Raw genomic sequence first — 14306 nt, 5'->3', positions numbered from 1 at the left:
ACCGGTTTCCTCTCAGAGCGGTCGGAGTCGGATCAGATCTCTATGCAGGTGCGCAGCGCGACGCCGGTGCGCATCTGGTCGAGCGCGTCGTTGATCTCGGCGAGCTTCACGCGATGGGTGATCAGTCCGGCCAGGTCGACCCGGCCGGCCCGCCACAGGGCGATGGTGCGCTCGTAGGAGCGGAGCACGTCCCCGCCCCCGTACATCGACGGCAGGATCTTCTTCTCGTCGAAGAACAGGGAGAACATGTCGATCTGGAACGTGTCGTCGAGGGCGCCCGCGCCGACGATGACGACGTTGCCGCCGCGCCGGGTCATCTTGTAGGCGGTCTGCGCGGTGGCGGACTTGCCGACGACCTCGAAGACGTAGTCGAAGCCCTCCCCGGCGGTGATCCGGTTCTTGGCGTCGTCGAAGGCGTCCGGGGCCACGGCCTCGGACGCGCCGAAGCGCAGGGCCGCCTCGCGCCGGGACGCGACGGGGTCGATCGCGATGATCTGCGCGGCGCCCTGGAGCTTGGCGCCCTGGATGACGGAGATGCCGACGCCGCCGCAGCCGATGACGGCGACCGAGGAGCCGGCCTCCACCTGGGCGGTGTTGATGGCCGCGCCGAGGCCGGTGGTGACGCCGCAGCCGATGAGGGCGGCGATGTCGAAGGGCACGTCGTCGGGGATCGGGACGGCGCACTTGGCGTCGACGACGAGTTCCTCGGCGAAGGTGCCGGTGGCGGCGAAGCCGAAGATGTCCCCGCCCGCGCGCCGGAAGTTGGGGGTGCCCGCGTTGACGAGGCTCTCCAGGCAGAGGTGGCCCTGCCCGCGCTTGCAGGCCGCGCAGTGCCCGCACGGCGGCAGCCAGCACACCAGGACGCGGTCGCCCTGCCGGAGGTGGGTGACGCCGTCGCCCACGTCGGCGATCACCCCGGAGCCCTCGTGGCCCGGGACGAAGGGCGCAGGCTGGGGCAGGACCCCGCTCATCGCGGACAGGTCGGAGTGGCACAGGCCGGTGGCCTTGACGCGGATCTTGACCTTGCCGGGGCCCAGGCCCACGGCTTCCATGTCGTCGACGACCTCCAGCTTGTCCTGGCCTATCTCGCTCTGCAGTGCTGCGCGCACGGTGCGGCTCCTTCGGTGGGCGGACTGTTACGCGTGTTCGACGACGGTGTCGGCGAGGACCGGCGCGTCGTCCCGTTCGACGGCGCTCACGGCGGCCACGACGCGGCCGGGCTCCCGCCACATCCGGATGCGCAGCGTCTCGCCGGGGAAGACGATCCCGGCGAAGCGCGTGCGGTAGGCGCGTACCCGGGAGACGTCGCCGCCGAGCACGGTGTCGACGACGGCCTTGAGGGTCATCCCGTACGAGCACAGGCCGTGCAGGATCGGCCGGTCGAAGCCGGCCAGCTTGGCGAACTCCGGGTCGGCGTGCAGCGGGTTCCAGTCCCCGGAGAGCCGGTAGAGCAGGGCCTGTTCCTCCCGGACGGCGCGCTCCTCGACCCGGTCGGGGGCCCGCTCGGGCGGTTCGGTCCGTACGGAGGGGCCGCGCTCGCCGCCGAAGCCGCCTTCGCCGCGGACGAAGAGCTGCGCGTCGCTGGTCCACAGCGGCCCGTCGGCGTCCGCGACCTCGGAGCGCAGCACGATCACGGCGGCCTTGCCCTTGTCGTGGACGGCCACGACCCGGGAGGTGGAGGTGGCCTTGCCCTGGACGGGGATGGGGCGGTGCAGCTCGATGGAGTGGCCGCCGTGCAGGACGTGGGCGAGGTTGACCTCGATGCCGGGGGCGGCGAGGCCGCCCAGCATGGCCATGCCGGCGCCGGCGACGGTGGCGAAGCTGGGCAGCACGTGGAGCTTGGACTCCAGGGTGTAGCGCAGCTCGTCGGGGTCGGTGGCGGGGATTCCGGCGCCGAGGCCGAGGTGGTAGAGCTGGATGTCCTTGTGGTCCCAGCCGATCTCCCCCCGGCGGGGTTCGGCGGCGAGGGCCTTGGCGGCATCGATCGGCATGGGGAGCTGCTCCCTGTCTCGGGGCGCCGCGGCCTGCGCGAGCACCGCTGCCTTGGAAGACCTCGGCGCGGCCGTCCGCACCGTCAGCCGCACCGAGGTCGTACGCGGGACCGGTCCGGTTCTAGAACGCGTTCTAGGGAGCCGGTCGAAGGCATGTATAACGCACGCCCGACCACTTGGGAAGTCTCCTGACTTGACGTCAGATCAGCCTTGGCGGTCGCGTGTTGCCCGCCGCCCACACGGACGGGCGTTACGCTGCGCCGGTGGACGAAATGCCCGTGACGCACCCGCCCGCCCGTTCCCTGCGCGTCCTGCTGGACCCGCCGAACCGGGCCCTCGCGGTCCTCCTGGGCCTCCAGCCGGACATCGAGGTGGTGGCCTCGGCGCAGGCCCGGCCGGCCGTGGCGCTGGTGGAGGAGCCGGCCTCCGTACGGGCCGTCCTGGCGGACGAGCCGGAGTGCCGGGTGCTGGTCGCCGCCGGTTCGGCGCGGCCGGGGCTGCGGGAGGCGGCGCTGGCCGCGGGCGCGGCGGGGCTGGTCCTGCGGGACGGCCCGGTCGAGGAGCTGGCGGAGTGCCTGCGGCGGGCGGCCAGGGGCGAGACGGTGGTGGACCCGGCCCTCGCGGGACCGTAACGCGGCGGCCTGGCGGCCCACCGGCGCGGCGGCAGTGCGATGCCCTCCGCCGGCGCCGGCGGAGGGCATCGGGAGGATCCGCGTACGCCGTCAGGCGGTCGGCGCGTCCGGGGCCGTCCAGTCGTCCACCGTCCGCGAGGGGTCCAGCGCCACCGGCAGCTTCTCCAGCCCCCGGAACGCCGGGAACGGCCCCTTCAGCCAGTCCCCCTCCTCCGACTCCGGCATCGCCAGCACCATGTCCGGGAAGCGGTCGAGCAGCGCGGTGAGGCAGACCTCCAGCTCCAGCCGGGCCAGCGGGGCGCCCAGGCAGAAGTGCGGACCGAAGCCGAAGCCGATGTGGGTGCGCTGGAGGTGCTCCCGCGTGATGTCCAGGGTGTCCGGGTCGGGGAACTTCTCCGGGTCGCGGTTCGCGGCGGTCAGGGCGATCTGCACGATCGCGCCCCGCGGAATGACCGTCCCGCCGATTTCCACGTCCTCCCGCGCGTACCGGAAGGTGGAGGTCTCCACGGAGCCCTCGTAGCGCAGGAGTTCCTCGATGGCCTGCGGCAGGAGTTCCCGGTTCTCCTTCAGCGCCCTCAGCTGTCCGGGATGGGTGAGCAGGTTGAAGACGGAATTGCCGATCTGGAGGGTGGTCGTCTTGTGCCCGGCGAAGAGCAGCACCCACATCATCGAGACGAGTTCGTGGTCGGTGAGCGGCTCTTCCTCGTGGTGCGTCTGCACCAGCATGGTGAGGAAGTCGTCCGTGGGGTTCTCGCGCGTGCGCCGGATGTGCTCGGTGAAGTAGTCGCGCAGCCAGTGTTCGGCCTGGACCAGGTCGTCCTTCATGTCCTTGCTGAACCGGGAGCGCGTCACCACCGAGAACCACTTCAGGACCTCGGTGCGCTCCTCCCCGACGATGCCGAGCAGCTCGCAGATGACCATGACGGGCAGCGGCAGCGCGAAGGCCTTCATCAGGTCGACGGGCTCGTCGGTCGGGCAGCGGTCCAGCAGCTCGTTCGCGAGCTCCTCGATGTGCGGGCGCAGTTCCCGTACGTGGCGCGGGGTGAACGCGGTCTTCGCGATGTGCCGCAGCCGGGTGTGCCGGGGCGGGTCCGCGAAGAGCAGGTTGTCGTCGAGGGTCTCGCACGCGTCCCCGAAGAGCGCGTGGTAGAGGTCGGTGCGCTCGTGCATGTCCTTGCCGATGCGCGGGTCGGCGAGGGCCGCGTGGGCGTCCTCGTACCCGGTGATCAGGTAGGTGTCGACGCCGTGCCGCGGGGTGAGGCGGGCGACCGGGGCCTGCTCGCGCAGGACCTTGTAGTACGGGTGCGGGCACTGCCGGTATTCCGGCGTGCTCAGCGTCGCCGCCTTCACCGCTTCGTCCAGCGCGAGGCCGTCGTTCACCGCCGCAGTCGGTTCAGTCGTCACGCGTCCAGACCTTTCGGATGTCCCGGAATTGACGTTCGGCTCCTTTCCCGGACGGCGCGCGGAACAAAACCTCATTGACCCGTTCGGGGCCGGATCTCCCGCCGGGGAATGTCCGCCGCGTTACGGCCGGGGGCCGCCCTAGGGTGTGAATCCGATACTCCCGACGAGCCCGACGAGCCCGATGAAAGGGAATGCGCGCATGCCGGAATACGGTGCGAGTGGAATCACCGCTGGTTCGGCGGTACGGCCCCGGGCGGGAATGCCGGACACGGCGGCCGCACGCCCCGGCGCGGCGGCCGGCGAGGACGACGGCAGCCGGGCGGTGATCGACGTCCACCACCACTTCTGCGCCCCGGCCTGGCGCGCCTGGGCCGAGGAGCAGGGGCTGGTGCACCCCAGGGCGCTGCCCCCGTGGTCGCGCTGGGACGCCGAAAGCGCGCTCGGCCTCATGGACCGGGCCGGGATCGCCACCGCCGTGCTCAAGCCGATGCTGCCCGCCCGCTACACCAGCTCCGCGCAGCTGCGCGAGGCGGTCACGGTGACGCTGCGGGCGGCCGTCGAGGTCTGCGCGGCGCATCCGGGGCGGTTCTTCTTCCACGCCCCGCTGTTCCTGGACGACCTGGAGGTGTCGTCCTGGACACTGCGCCGGGGCCTGGACGAGCTGGGCGCGGTCGGGGTGAACCTGACCGCGAACTACGGGGGCGTCTACCTCGGCGACCCGTCCTACGACGGGATCTTCGCCGAGCTCGACGAGCGGTCGGCCGTCGTCGACACCCATCCCCACAACCTGCCGGGGCCGGGCGGTCCGCCCGGGGCGGCGACCGTGCCGGGGCTGCCGAACTTCCTGTGCGACTTCCTGCTGGACACCACCCGCGCCGCCGCGAACATGATCCGCACCGGGACGCTGGACCGCTTCCCGAACCTGTCGGTGATCCTGCCGCACGGCGGCGGCTTCCTCCCGCACATCGCGACCCGGCTGGAGGCCTTCGCGCACGCCTTCGACCCGCCGGTGGAGCCCGCGGCGGTACGGGACCACCTCCAGCGCTTCTACTACGACACCGCCGGCCCGCTGTCCCCGGCGGGCACCCTGCTGGCGACGGTGTCACCGGACCGGATCCTCTTCGGCAGCGACTGGCCGGCCTGCCCGGCCCCGATGGTCACCGGCGTCGCCGTGCCCGCCCTGGCCGCCGACCCCGCCTTCACCCCGGAGCTGCGCCGGGCCGTCAACCGGGAGAACGCGCTGCGCCTGATGCCGCGCCTGGCACCGGCCTGACGCACCGCGGGCGCCGGAGCCCGCCCGCCCCGGCCGTCCCCCCCCCGCCCGGGGCGCCGGAGCGGGCCGTGGGCTCAGCGGCGCAGCAGGGTGACCACCGCCGCGCCGCCGAGTCCGATGTTGTGCGCGAGGCCGACCCCGGCGCCGGGGACCTGGCGTGCTCCGGCCTCGCCGCGCAGCTGCCAGACCAGTTCGGCGGCCTGGGCGAGGCCCGTGGCGCCGAGGGGGTGGCCCTTGGAGATGAGCCCGCCCGACGGGTTGACCACCCAGCGGCCGCCGTAGGTGGTGGCGCCGCTCTCCACGAGCTCGCCGGAGGCGCCGTCGGCGCACATGCCGAGGGCCTCGTAGGTGAGCAGTTCGTTGACGGAGAAGCAGTCGTGCAGCTCGATGACGTCGACGTCCTCGATGCCGAGCCCGGACGCCTCGTACACCCGGCGGGCGGCGGCGGCGCTCATCGGCTTGCCGACGACGTCGATGCAGGAGCCGACGAAACTCTCGGCGGTGTCGGTGGTCATGGCCTGGGCGGCGATCTCCACGGCCTTGTCATGCAGTCCGTGCCGGACGACGAAGCGTTCGGAGACGACGAGGGCGGCCGCCGCCCCGTCCGAGGTGGGCGAGCACTGGAGCTTGGTCAGCGGGTCGTGGATGGTCTTCGCGGCGAGCACCTCCTCCACCGAGTACACGTCCTGGAACTGCGCGTTCGGGTTGTGCGCGGAGTGCCGGTGGTTCTTGGCGCCGACCGCCGCCAGCTGGGCGGGCGTGGTCCCGTAACGCTCCATGTGCTCGCGAGCGGCGTTCCCGAAGATCTGCGCGGTGGGCGGGGACATCTCGAAGCCGTGCGCGGCCGCCATGATCCCGTAGTGCCGGGCCACCGGCGAGGTCTGGAAGTCGCCGCCGTCCGCCCCGCCGCCGAGGGCGCCGCGCTTCATCTTCTCGAAGCCGAGCGCGAGGACGCAGTCGTTGATCCCGCCCTCCACGAACTGCCGGGCCATCATCAGGGCCGTCGAGCCGGTGGCGCAGTTGTTGTTGACGTTGTAGACGGGGACACCGGTCAGGCCCAGTTCGTACGCGGCCCGCTGCCCGGCGGTGGAGGCCTGGAAGCAGTAGCCCACCGGCACCTGCTCCACCAGCCCGTAGTCCACGTCGGCGTCGGCCAGCGCCGCCGTGCCCGCCTCCCGCACCATGTCCCAGTACTGCCAGTCGCGCGATTCCGGCTTCTCGAACTTCGTCATGCCGACGCCGACGATGTAGGCCTTCGTCGCCTTCGTTTCCTTCACTGCCTTTACTGGCTTCATTCCGCTGACTCCTAGTCCCGGGGCAGGCCGAGGATGCGCTCGGCGACGACGTTGAGCTGGACCTGTGTGGTGCCCCCGGCGATGGTCAGGCAGCGGGACATGAGCATCCCGTGCACGGCCCGCTCCCCCGCCCCCTCCCGTACCGCGCCCGCCGGGCCCAGCAGTTCGAGGGCCAGCTCGGCGGTCCGCTGCTGGTGCGGGGTCTGCACGAGCTTGCGTACGGAGGCACCCGCGCCGGGCTCCAGCCCGGACACCTGCTGGAGCGTGGTGCGCAGGCCGATGCAGGCGAGGGCGTGCGCCTCGGCGGCCAGGGCGCCGATGCGGGCCCGGTAGGAGCCGTCGAGATCGGCGGAGCGGGCGATGAGCGCTTCGAGGCCGGTGTCGAAGGTCATCTGGTCGGCCATGTGGACGCGTTCGTTGCCGAGGGTGTTGCGGGCGACTTTCCAGCCGTCGCCGGGCGCCCCGACGAGGGCGTCGGCGGGCAGCGGGACGTCGTCGAAGTACACCTCGTTGAAGAGGGCCTCGCCGGTGATCTCCTTCAGGGGGCGCACGTCGATGCCCGGCGTGTTCCTCATGTCGACGACGAAGTACCCGAGGCCCTTGTGCTTGGGCGCGTCCGGGTCGGTGCGGGCCAGCAGGATCCCGAAGTCGGCGGTGTGCGCGGAACTCGTCCACACCTTCTGCCCGTTGACCTTCCAGGAGCCGTCCGGCTCCCTTTCGGCCCGCGTCCGCAGGGAGGCGAGGTCCGAGCCGGCGTCCGGCTCGGAGAAGAGCTGGCACCAGGTCGCGTCCCCGCGCAGCGTGGGCAGGACGTACGCCTCGCGCTGCGCGTCCGTGCCGTAGGCGAGCAGGGAGGGCACGACCCAGGTGGCGATGCCGAGGTCGGCGAGGACGACCCCGGCCTCCTTCAGCTCCTGCTGCACCACGAGCTGCTCGGCGGCCCCGGCGCCGAGCCCGTACGGGCGGGGCAGGTACGGGGCCGCGTAGCCGGTCGGCGCGAGGACCCGGCGGGCGGCGGCCGGGTCGAGGCCGCGGGCGTCCCGGGCGGCGGCGCGGGCGGCCGGCCGGTGCGCCTCGGCGCTCGCGGGCAGCTCCAGGCGCAGCTCGCGGCGGGCGCCGTCGGCGGCGAGGCGCACGGCGCGGACGCGGTGGCCGTCGCCGGGTCCGAGGAGCTGGCGGGCGACCAGGGCCCGGCGCAGGTGGATGTGGGCGTCGTGTTCCCAGGTGAAGCCGATGCCGCCGAGGATCTGGATGCAGTCCTTGGCGCAGGAGTAGGCGGCGTCGAGGGCGCTCCCGGCGGCGAGGGCGGCGACCAGGGAGCGGACCGGCGCCTCCTCGCCGGCGCTGTTGGCGGCGTCCCAGGCGAGGGCGCGGGCCTGCTCCAGGCGGACCAGCATGTCGGCACAGAGGTGTTTGACGCCCTGGAACCGTCCGATGGGCCGTCCGAACTGCTCGCGCACCTTCGCGTACTCGGCGGCGGTGTGCACGGCCCAGGCGGCGGTGCCGCAGGCGTCGGCGGCGAACAGGACGCAGGCCAGGTCCCGTACGAGCGCGGCGTCCAGCTCCAGCAGCCGGCCGGGCGGCACGACGGCCCCGCGGGCCCGCACCTCGGCGGTGGGGCGGGTGGGGTCGGCGCTCTCGTGGGTGCGGACGTCCAGGGCGGCGGCGTCCACGGCGAACCAGCGGGTGCCGTGGGCCGCTTCGGCGGCGAGCAGGACGAGGTCGGCCTCGCCCGCGCCGAGAACGGGCGGCGCGAGCCCGTCGAGCAGGTACCCGCCGCCCTCGACGGCGACGGCGGTGAGGCCGCCGGGGCCGAGGGCGACCGCCCCGGTCCGGCCGTCGAGCGGCGCGGCCCCGGCCCTGTCCAGGAGTACGGATGCCAGCGCACTCGGCAGGAAGGGCCCGGGCAGCGCCGCCCGGGCGGCCTCCTCCACCACGACGGCCAGATCCAGCAGCGTGCCGCCCTCCAGATGGGGCGCCAGCAGTCCGGCCGCCGCGAGCCCGTCCCAGTAGCCGGGCCGCGTCCCGCTCCGCGGCGGGGTGTCCAGCAGCTTGCGCACCTCCTCGGGCGGCACGGCCCGCCCCACCCAGCCGCGCACGGCGTCGGCCAACTCCCGCTGTTCTCGCGTGATTCCGATGCCCATGCGCGGCAGACTAGAACACGTTCCAATCTGACGGAAGGTCAGCAGGACGTGTTCTTCGGCGCCTGCGACAATCGTCGGACGAGGACGGACAAGGAGGCACGAACGTGGTCATGGCCCTCATGCTCGGAGTGCTGGCACTCGCCGTGGCCGGCTGCGCGTGCGTGGTGTGGACGGCTCGCGGCGGCGGCCCCCGCTGGGCCCACGCGGTCGCCACCGCCACCCTCACCGCGGGCGGCCTGCTCCACGCCGCCCGCAAACGCCGCCGCCGCGGGATCGGCGGCAGCGGCCGCAGCGACGGAGACGGCGACTAGTACTGCAACCGTCTTCGCTGTGACGGTTTGTTGTTGTTCGCAGTGGCTGACGCGGGCTTGCTGTTGTCGGCGGCTTCGCCCATGGACCAGTGCACGACGTGGCCGGTGGAGGCGGGTCGGCGGTGGGTGAGGCGGGTGATCAGGCGTCGGAGTTCGGGGAGGGTGAGGGGGATGGCCTCCAAGGATCCGTTCCTGCCTTCCCGGCGTCCGCCGCTCGGGCCCCAAGGACGGTGAGACAGGCATGGGCGGCCATGGCGAGGGTGATGGGCGGTGCCAGCCGGGGTGGCGGCGGACCTGGTAGTCGTCCAGGCCGCATTCCTGCTTCGCGTGGGCCATGGCCCATCGGGAGACGACGGTGTCGTGGCGGGTGGTGGCCATGACGTGGAAGACATCGGCCCGCTCGAGCTCCCTGCCTCCTCCGCGAGCGTCCAGCCGTTCTTCCGTTCCGACGGGGCTGTCAGTCCCCGGACATACGTGCCGTGACAGACGTAGCCGTCGCTTGGTGGCTACAGTCCCGGAACTGCCACCAGGCCGTACTGAAGCGTCCTCAACAACCCTCCTATGATTTCGCGGGCGCGGGCGCTGGCGTGGACGCGGGCGCGGATCCGGCGGGGGCGGCCGGTGGAGGCGGCGAGGGAGCGTCGGGCTCCCGGTTGTTGCGGTCGGTGATCCACGCGTCCGCGCCGGGCAGGTGCAAGTCGGCTTCGACGACTGCCCGGTTTTCCGCACATGTCGCCGAAGGCGGGGGACAGGACGTCACCGACACCACGTTCTGCCGCCGGCATCCGCGGCCCGCATGGGCCGTGGATCCGGGAATGGTGGCCCTCCAGCCCGTGCTCGTGTACGTCCGGATGGCGTCGGTGAGGCATTGGCGTGTGTCCGCGGGACTCAGCGCCTGCGCCTGCAGGTGCGCGTACATGTCCTGGTAGGCCTCTACGTCGGAACGTTTCTCCACGTAGAGGTTGCTGGTGAACCTCTCCTGATACACCACGCCGGGTTCGGAGGTATCGGCGAACTCGAGCATCGAGAACTGCCCGGAGACTCCGGGATGTGCTCCCGCGGAGTGCGGGAGCACCTGCATCGTGATGTGTGGCTGTGTGCTCATGCGGGCCAGATGCTCCAGCTGATCGCGCATGACCTCGCGGCTGTCGACGACGCGCCACAGCACCGACTCGTCGAGTACGACCCACAAGCGAAGTGGGCGGTCCGAGGCCTTCGTGATCCGGTCCTGGCGGCGCAGGCGTGCCTGCAGCCGCGCGGCTGCCTGTTCAGTGGTGGGGAGCGGGAGCGTCGCCGCGATGAGAGCCCGGGCGTAAGCGGGCGTTTGCAGCAGGCCCGGTACCACCAGCGGCTCGTAGGAGCGGACCGAGGCGGCTTGGTCCTCCAGGCCGATATAGGAGCCGTCGGGAATGTCGCCGTAGGCGTTCCACCAGCCTTCCTGGCGGGGCTCCTTGGCCAACTCCATCAGCAAGTCGACGATCTCCCGGTCCCGGACGCCGTAGAGGGCGCACAGATCACGGACATCGCGTGGATTGATGCGACGGTGGCCGTTCTCCAGGAGACTGAGCTTGGGCTGGGAGACGAGCAGATGCGCGGCTGCCTGTTGCATTTTCAGGCCGCTGGCTTCCCGGAGTCGGCGCAGCTCCGCTCCGAGCCGACGCCTTCTGATAGTGGGATTGACGTACGCCGTCACGGAACTGCTACCTCCACTTAGGAGTTCTGCCGATCAGCAGATTGCCACGGCCGGAGGGGTGCGAATCCCCTATCTGGCCCCGTGTCGTGGGTGCGTTTCCGTCGTACCGCAGAGGGGCCGATGGCGGATGTAGCTGCACAGCCCCCTGTCCGCAGCCTTTGTCCGGCCGTCCCATTGGGGGGAGTCCGACCGGAGCGCGCTCATCGAGCCGTCCGCGATTCCTTCCGAACTATTTAATGGCCAGTCGTATGTTCCGCCGGGCCAACTGGTCGAATGTGTGAATCACCCGAACGATTCGCATTCGATGCGGATTACTTTGAAATATGCCAGTGAAAATGGAAGCGTCCGTACGACGGGGATCTTCCCCCCTAAGCCACCACTCAGGAGTTGGCCCCTCGATGACGCCGAACATCTCTCACATGCCTCAATGGCGCAGAACGCCCGCCCTGATTGCGTCGGCGATCGCGGCGGTGATCGCCGTTGCGGTGGCCACGGTGACGCCGACACCGGCACATGCCATCGCAATCCCCGTACCGCTCGGCACCGCGACCCCCTTCGCGATTCTGGCCGGTACCCAGATCACCAACACCGGCCCCTCGACGGTCACCGGAGACATCGGGGTCCATCCGGGTACGGCCATCACCGGCTTCCGTCCCCCCGTGACGGAGGACGGAACGGTGAACGGAGTCCAGCACCGGGCGGACGCCGTGGCCCTCAGCGCCAAGAACGATCTGGTCAACGCTTACGACCAGGCCGCCGGCCAGCCCGTGGACCAAGCCATTCCGGCGGGCCTCGCCAATGTCACTTTGGCCCCCGGCGTCTACCACGCCGCGGTCGGTCTCGGACTCACCGGCGACCTGGTCCTGGACGCCGCGGGTGACCCCAACGCGGTGTGGGTGTTCCAGATCCCCGAGTCCCTGACGACGGCCTCCGCCAGCCGTGTGCTCCTCGTCAACGGGGCTTCGCCGTGCAACGTGTACTGGCAGATCGGAGCATCGGCCACTCTCGGCAGCGGCTCCACGTTCGTGGGCACGATCATGGCTCTGAGCTCGATCACCGTGGATGACGGAGTGTCGGTCGCCGGTCGGTTGTTGGCTCGTAACGGCCTGGTGTCCTTGATCAACGACTCGGTCGACATCGGGACCTGCGCCACCGGGGGTACCGGTGGGACCACGGGTGGTCTGGTCACGGGCGGTGTGGTCGCCGGCACGACCACGGGCGGCACCGCGACCGGCGGCACGGCGACCGGAGGCACTACGGGCGGCGGAACCGCGGGCGGTCTCCTCGGCGGGGTGACGACCGGCGGTACCACGGGCGGTGGCCTCTTGGGCGGAGTCCTGGGCGGAGCCACCGGCGGCCTTCCCGGCGGTCTCATCGCGGGTACCACGGGCAGCACCACGGGTGGCGCCAACGGCGGAATCCCCGGCTACCCCAAGCCCCCGCATGACCATGGCAAGCCCCCGCATGACCACGGCAAGCCCGGTCACGACCACGGCCGGCCTCCGCATGACCACGGCAAGCCCGGTCACGACGAGCACGGCAAACACGGTGACGACGAACAGGGCGAGCAGGGCTACGGCGAGTAAGGCAGAGCCCGGTCACGACAAGCACCACAGGCACGACGAGTAGGCAGCCAGACGGGGTCGGGCGGCGAAGCGGCACCGCGATCGCCGCCCGGCATCGGCGAGAGCTCGGGAGATCAGTTGAGCGCAGTCGGGACGCAAGGGCCGGTCGGAGCCGTGCCGGAGGCGGCGGAGTCGGCGGATGTGAAGAAGCCGAAGCAGCAGCGCGGCACTTCGGCGCGGACACCTGGCCCGGACCCGGACGGGAACCCCCTGGTCGAGCCGACCGGTTCAGAAAACCCGACCGGCCCGTGGAAAGCCGGAGTCTCGGCCGGTGTGGTCGTGTGCGTGGCGACGGCCCTGATCCATGTCCTCCTGGTCTTCCTTCACGTGGCACCCCCGAACACCGTCTCACAACGGTACAGCCGACAGATCAACGCATGGGTCTTCCCCCTGTTCGAGCAGAACTGGCGCCTGTTCGCCCCCGATCCGGAGTCGGTCAACCGGCAGATCTCGGCGAGGACCGTACGCACCGCCCCGGACGGCACCGCACAGATCAGTGACTGGTTCGATCTGTCCGGCCCGGACGGTGCCGCCGTCGAGCACAACGCCTTCCCCAGCCACACGACGCAGAACATGCTCCGGCGGGCCTGGAGTTCCTACCTCGAAACGCACGGCGGCGACGACCAGCCGCGAACCGAACGGGCTCTGATGATGCAGAAGTACCTGCGCAACATCGCGGCGCATCGTGTGGCCGCCCAAGGCGGTGGCCGCTTCGACTCCATCCAGTTGCGGGTGATCACCCGCCGCATCGGCCCACCCGCACCAGCCGGCGGCCTTCGCCGGGCCACGCCCGCTACCCCGCCTGCCGACATCCGCTACCTGCCCGTGTGGACGGTGGACGCGCATGAGCACTGAGCAGGCCTCCTCAGCGCGTCGCGTCTCCTTCGCTGTCCTCACCGAGACGCCGATCTCCCTCTACGCGGCCGCCGTGCTGCGCATCGGGTACGGATTCCTCTACCTCGTCTTCCTGCTCCGCGAGTTCCCCCACCGAAACGAGATCTGGGGTCCCGGGTCACCGTGGACCCCGGATCTCGCCAGGGAACTGTTCGACCAGACCGGCTGGCTCAGCGTCCTCACCCTCTCCGACAGCCGGCCGTACTTCGAGATCTGTTACGCGGGGGCTCTCGTCACGTCGGCACTGTTCGTGCTCGGCTGGCGGACCAGAGCGGTCTCCGTGCTGTTCGCGGTCGTGGTCGCGTCGTTCCATTCCAGGGCGGTCTTCATGACGGACGGAGGGGACAACGTCACCCTCCTCATGTCGATGTACCTCGTGTTCACCGCGTGCGGCCGCCGCTGGTCCCTCGACGCGGCCCGACTCCGGACACCGGCGGGCCTGCCGACCGGTCGGCGAACGCGGCACCTCGTCCGTGCCCGGCGGACGTTGACCACGGTGCTGCACAACTGCGGCATGTTCGTCATTGCCGCTCAGGTCTGCTTCCTCTACGGATCCGCAGGGCTCTACAAGGTGCAAGGCGGTTCCTGGGGGAACGGAACGGCCCTCCACTACGTCATGAACCTCGATCTGTTCCGGCCCTGGCCGGCCCTGTCGCTCATGGCCGACGCGCACCCGGCACCGCTGGCCGTCGCCGGCTACCTGACGGTGCTGCTCCAGGTGGCATTCCCGTTCGTCCTGTTCGGCAGACTGAAGTATCCCGTCCTCACCATGCTGCTCGGCATGCATCTAGGTATCGCCGTGCTCCTGGGCCTGCCGCTGTTCTCCGGCGCGATGATCGTCGCGGACGCCACCTTCCTGCCGGATCGCTTCTACCAAGCACTGGGACGACGGTGGCGGCGCACCGTCCGGCGGACGCAGGCCGCCGCATCCCCGCGGCAGGGGAGGGGAAAGCCCGCACTCGTGCCGCAGCGGCAGGCGGCCCCCGCCGTGCCGCGCGACCGCGCCATCGTCGCGAGCGAGCGAGGACAGGCGTAGGACGCGAA

Annotated in this window: 13 protein-coding genes and 1 pseudogene; 6 read left to right on the top strand and 8 right to left on the bottom strand. The window is 71.3% G+C overall.

Annotated features, from left to right (window positions below):
* Positions 1–32: 32 nt before the first annotated feature.
* On the bottom strand, positions 33–1109 hold the full coding sequence (locus ACZ6ZT_RS18355) for a Zn-dependent alcohol dehydrogenase (RefSeq protein ID WP_469720212.1): 1077 nt from the start codon (positions 1107–1109) through the stop codon (positions 33–35).
* Positions 1110–1136: 27 nt separating this feature from the next.
* Positions 1137–1991 carry a MaoC/PaaZ C-terminal domain-containing protein gene (locus ACZ6ZT_RS18350; protein ID WP_469720211.1) on the bottom strand — a complete coding sequence of 285 codons (855 nt, stop codon included), beginning with the start codon at positions 1989–1991 and terminating at the stop codon, positions 1137–1139.
* A gap of 272 nt (positions 1992–2263) precedes the next feature.
* On the opposite strand from ACZ6ZT_RS18350, the gene ACZ6ZT_RS18345 reads away from it, so the two are divergent.
* The gene (locus ACZ6ZT_RS18345; RefSeq protein ID WP_469720661.1) at positions 2264–2623 is read left to right on the top strand and encodes a response regulator; all 360 of its coding nucleotides are present in this window, start codon (positions 2264–2266) and stop codon (positions 2621–2623) included.
* Between the two features lie 90 nt (positions 2624–2713).
* Here the strand turns inward: ACZ6ZT_RS18345 and ACZ6ZT_RS18340 are convergent, their stop codons facing one another.
* Positions 2714–4027 (bottom strand): cytochrome P450 family protein, encoded by a 1314-nt coding sequence (locus ACZ6ZT_RS18340; protein WP_469720210.1) that lies wholly within the window; start codon positions 4025–4027, stop codon positions 2714–2716.
* Between the two features lie 199 nt (positions 4028–4226).
* On the opposite strand from ACZ6ZT_RS18340, the gene ACZ6ZT_RS18335 reads away from it, so the two are divergent.
* Positions 4227–5300 (top strand): amidohydrolase family protein, encoded by a 1074-nt coding sequence (locus tag ACZ6ZT_RS18335; protein WP_469720209.1) that lies wholly within the window; start codon positions 4227–4229, stop codon positions 5298–5300.
* Between the two features lie 74 nt (positions 5301–5374).
* On the opposite strand, the gene ACZ6ZT_RS18330 is transcribed toward ACZ6ZT_RS18335, so the two are convergent.
* Together ACZ6ZT_RS18330 and ACZ6ZT_RS18325 are read right to left on the bottom strand one after the other, a co-directional pair.
* A complete protein-coding gene (locus ACZ6ZT_RS18330; RefSeq protein WP_469720206.1) occupies positions 5375–6595 on the bottom strand; it encodes a lipid-transfer protein in 1221 nt (406 codons plus the stop codon).
* Between the two features lie 11 nt (positions 6596–6606).
* Entirely contained in the window at positions 6607–8739 is a 2133-nt protein-coding gene (locus tag ACZ6ZT_RS18325) for an acyl-CoA dehydrogenase (RefSeq protein ID WP_469720204.1), read from the bottom strand.
* A 110-nt stretch (positions 8740–8849) separates the two neighbouring features.
* Between ACZ6ZT_RS18325 and ACZ6ZT_RS18320 the strand changes: the two genes are divergently transcribed.
* Complete coding sequence (locus ACZ6ZT_RS18320) at positions 8850–9050, top strand: hypothetical protein (protein ID WP_469720660.1); 201 nt, start codon at positions 8850–8852, stop codon at positions 9048–9050.
* Here ACZ6ZT_RS18320 and ACZ6ZT_RS18315 read toward each other — a convergent pair.
* From ACZ6ZT_RS18315 to ACZ6ZT_RS18305, 3 genes and pseudogenes are all read right to left on the bottom strand, one after another.
* The gene (locus ACZ6ZT_RS18315; RefSeq protein ID WP_469720691.1) at positions 9047–9232 is read right to left on the bottom strand and encodes a hypothetical protein; all 186 of its coding nucleotides are present in this window, start codon (positions 9230–9232) and stop codon (positions 9047–9049) included. The genes ACZ6ZT_RS18320 and ACZ6ZT_RS18315 overlap by 4 nt on opposite strands.
* A pseudogene (locus ACZ6ZT_RS18310) lies at positions 9190–9476 on the bottom strand (hypothetical protein); the annotation flags it as partial. The pseudogene ACZ6ZT_RS18310 and the gene ACZ6ZT_RS18315, both read right to left, overlap by 43 nt.
* A gap of 133 nt (positions 9477–9609) precedes the next feature.
* On the bottom strand, positions 9610–10743 hold the full coding sequence (locus ACZ6ZT_RS18305; protein WP_469720202.1) for a helix-turn-helix domain-containing protein: 1134 nt from the start codon (positions 10741–10743) through the stop codon (positions 9610–9612).
* A 398-nt stretch (positions 10744–11141) separates the two neighbouring features.
* Between ACZ6ZT_RS18305 and ACZ6ZT_RS18300 the strand changes: the two genes are divergently transcribed.
* From ACZ6ZT_RS18300 to ACZ6ZT_RS18290, 3 genes are all read left to right on the top strand, one after another.
* Entirely contained in the window at positions 11142–12329 is a 1188-nt protein-coding gene (locus ACZ6ZT_RS18300) for an ice-binding family protein (RefSeq protein ID WP_469720201.1), read from the top strand.
* A 153-nt stretch (positions 12330–12482) separates the two neighbouring features.
* On the top strand, positions 12483–13223 hold the full coding sequence (locus ACZ6ZT_RS18295) for a DUF5819 family protein (protein WP_469720200.1): 741 nt from the start codon (positions 12483–12485) through the stop codon (positions 13221–13223).
* On the top strand, positions 13213–14298 hold the full coding sequence (locus tag ACZ6ZT_RS18290; RefSeq protein WP_469720199.1) for an HTTM domain-containing protein: 1086 nt from the start codon (positions 13213–13215) through the stop codon (positions 14296–14298). Before ACZ6ZT_RS18295 ends, ACZ6ZT_RS18290 begins: the two co-directional genes overlap by 11 nt.
* Positions 14299–14306 lie beyond the last annotated feature (8 nt).

This window comes from Streptomyces sp. NPDC102258, assembly GCF_055584685.1.
This window is presented reverse-complemented; position numbering and strand designations above follow the sequence as displayed.

What these genes read in the sequence shown, in the direction of transcription:
- ACZ6ZT_RS18325 (WP_469720204.1), bottom strand. Translation starts at nt 8,739, where the DNA reads ATGGGCATCGGAATCACGCGAGAACAGCGGGAGTTGGCCGACGCCGTG.
- ACZ6ZT_RS18335 (WP_469720209.1), top strand. Translation starts at nt 4,227, where the DNA reads ATGCCGGAATACGGTGCGAGTGGAATCACCGCTGGTTCGGCGGTACGG.
- ACZ6ZT_RS18300 (WP_469720201.1), top strand. Translation starts at nt 11,142, where the DNA reads ATGACGCCGAACATCTCTCACATGCCTCAATGGCGCAGAACGCCCGCC.
- ACZ6ZT_RS18290 (WP_469720199.1), top strand. Translation starts at nt 13,213, where the DNA reads ATGAGCACTGAGCAGGCCTCCTCAGCGCGTCGCGTCTCCTTCGCTGTC.
- ACZ6ZT_RS18345 (WP_469720661.1), top strand. Translation starts at nt 2,264, where the DNA reads ATGCCCGTGACGCACCCGCCCGCCCGTTCCCTGCGCGTCCTGCTGGAC.
- ACZ6ZT_RS18330 (WP_469720206.1), bottom strand. Translation starts at nt 6,595, where the DNA reads ATGAAGCCAGTAAAGGCAGTGAAGGAAACGAAGGCGACGAAGGCCTAC.
- ACZ6ZT_RS18320 (WP_469720660.1), top strand. Translation starts at nt 8,850, where the DNA reads ATGGCCCTCATGCTCGGAGTGCTGGCACTCGCCGTGGCCGGCTGCGCG.
- ACZ6ZT_RS18350 (WP_469720211.1), bottom strand. Translation starts at nt 1,991, where the DNA reads ATGCCGATCGATGCCGCCAAGGCCCTCGCCGCCGAACCCCGCCGGGGG.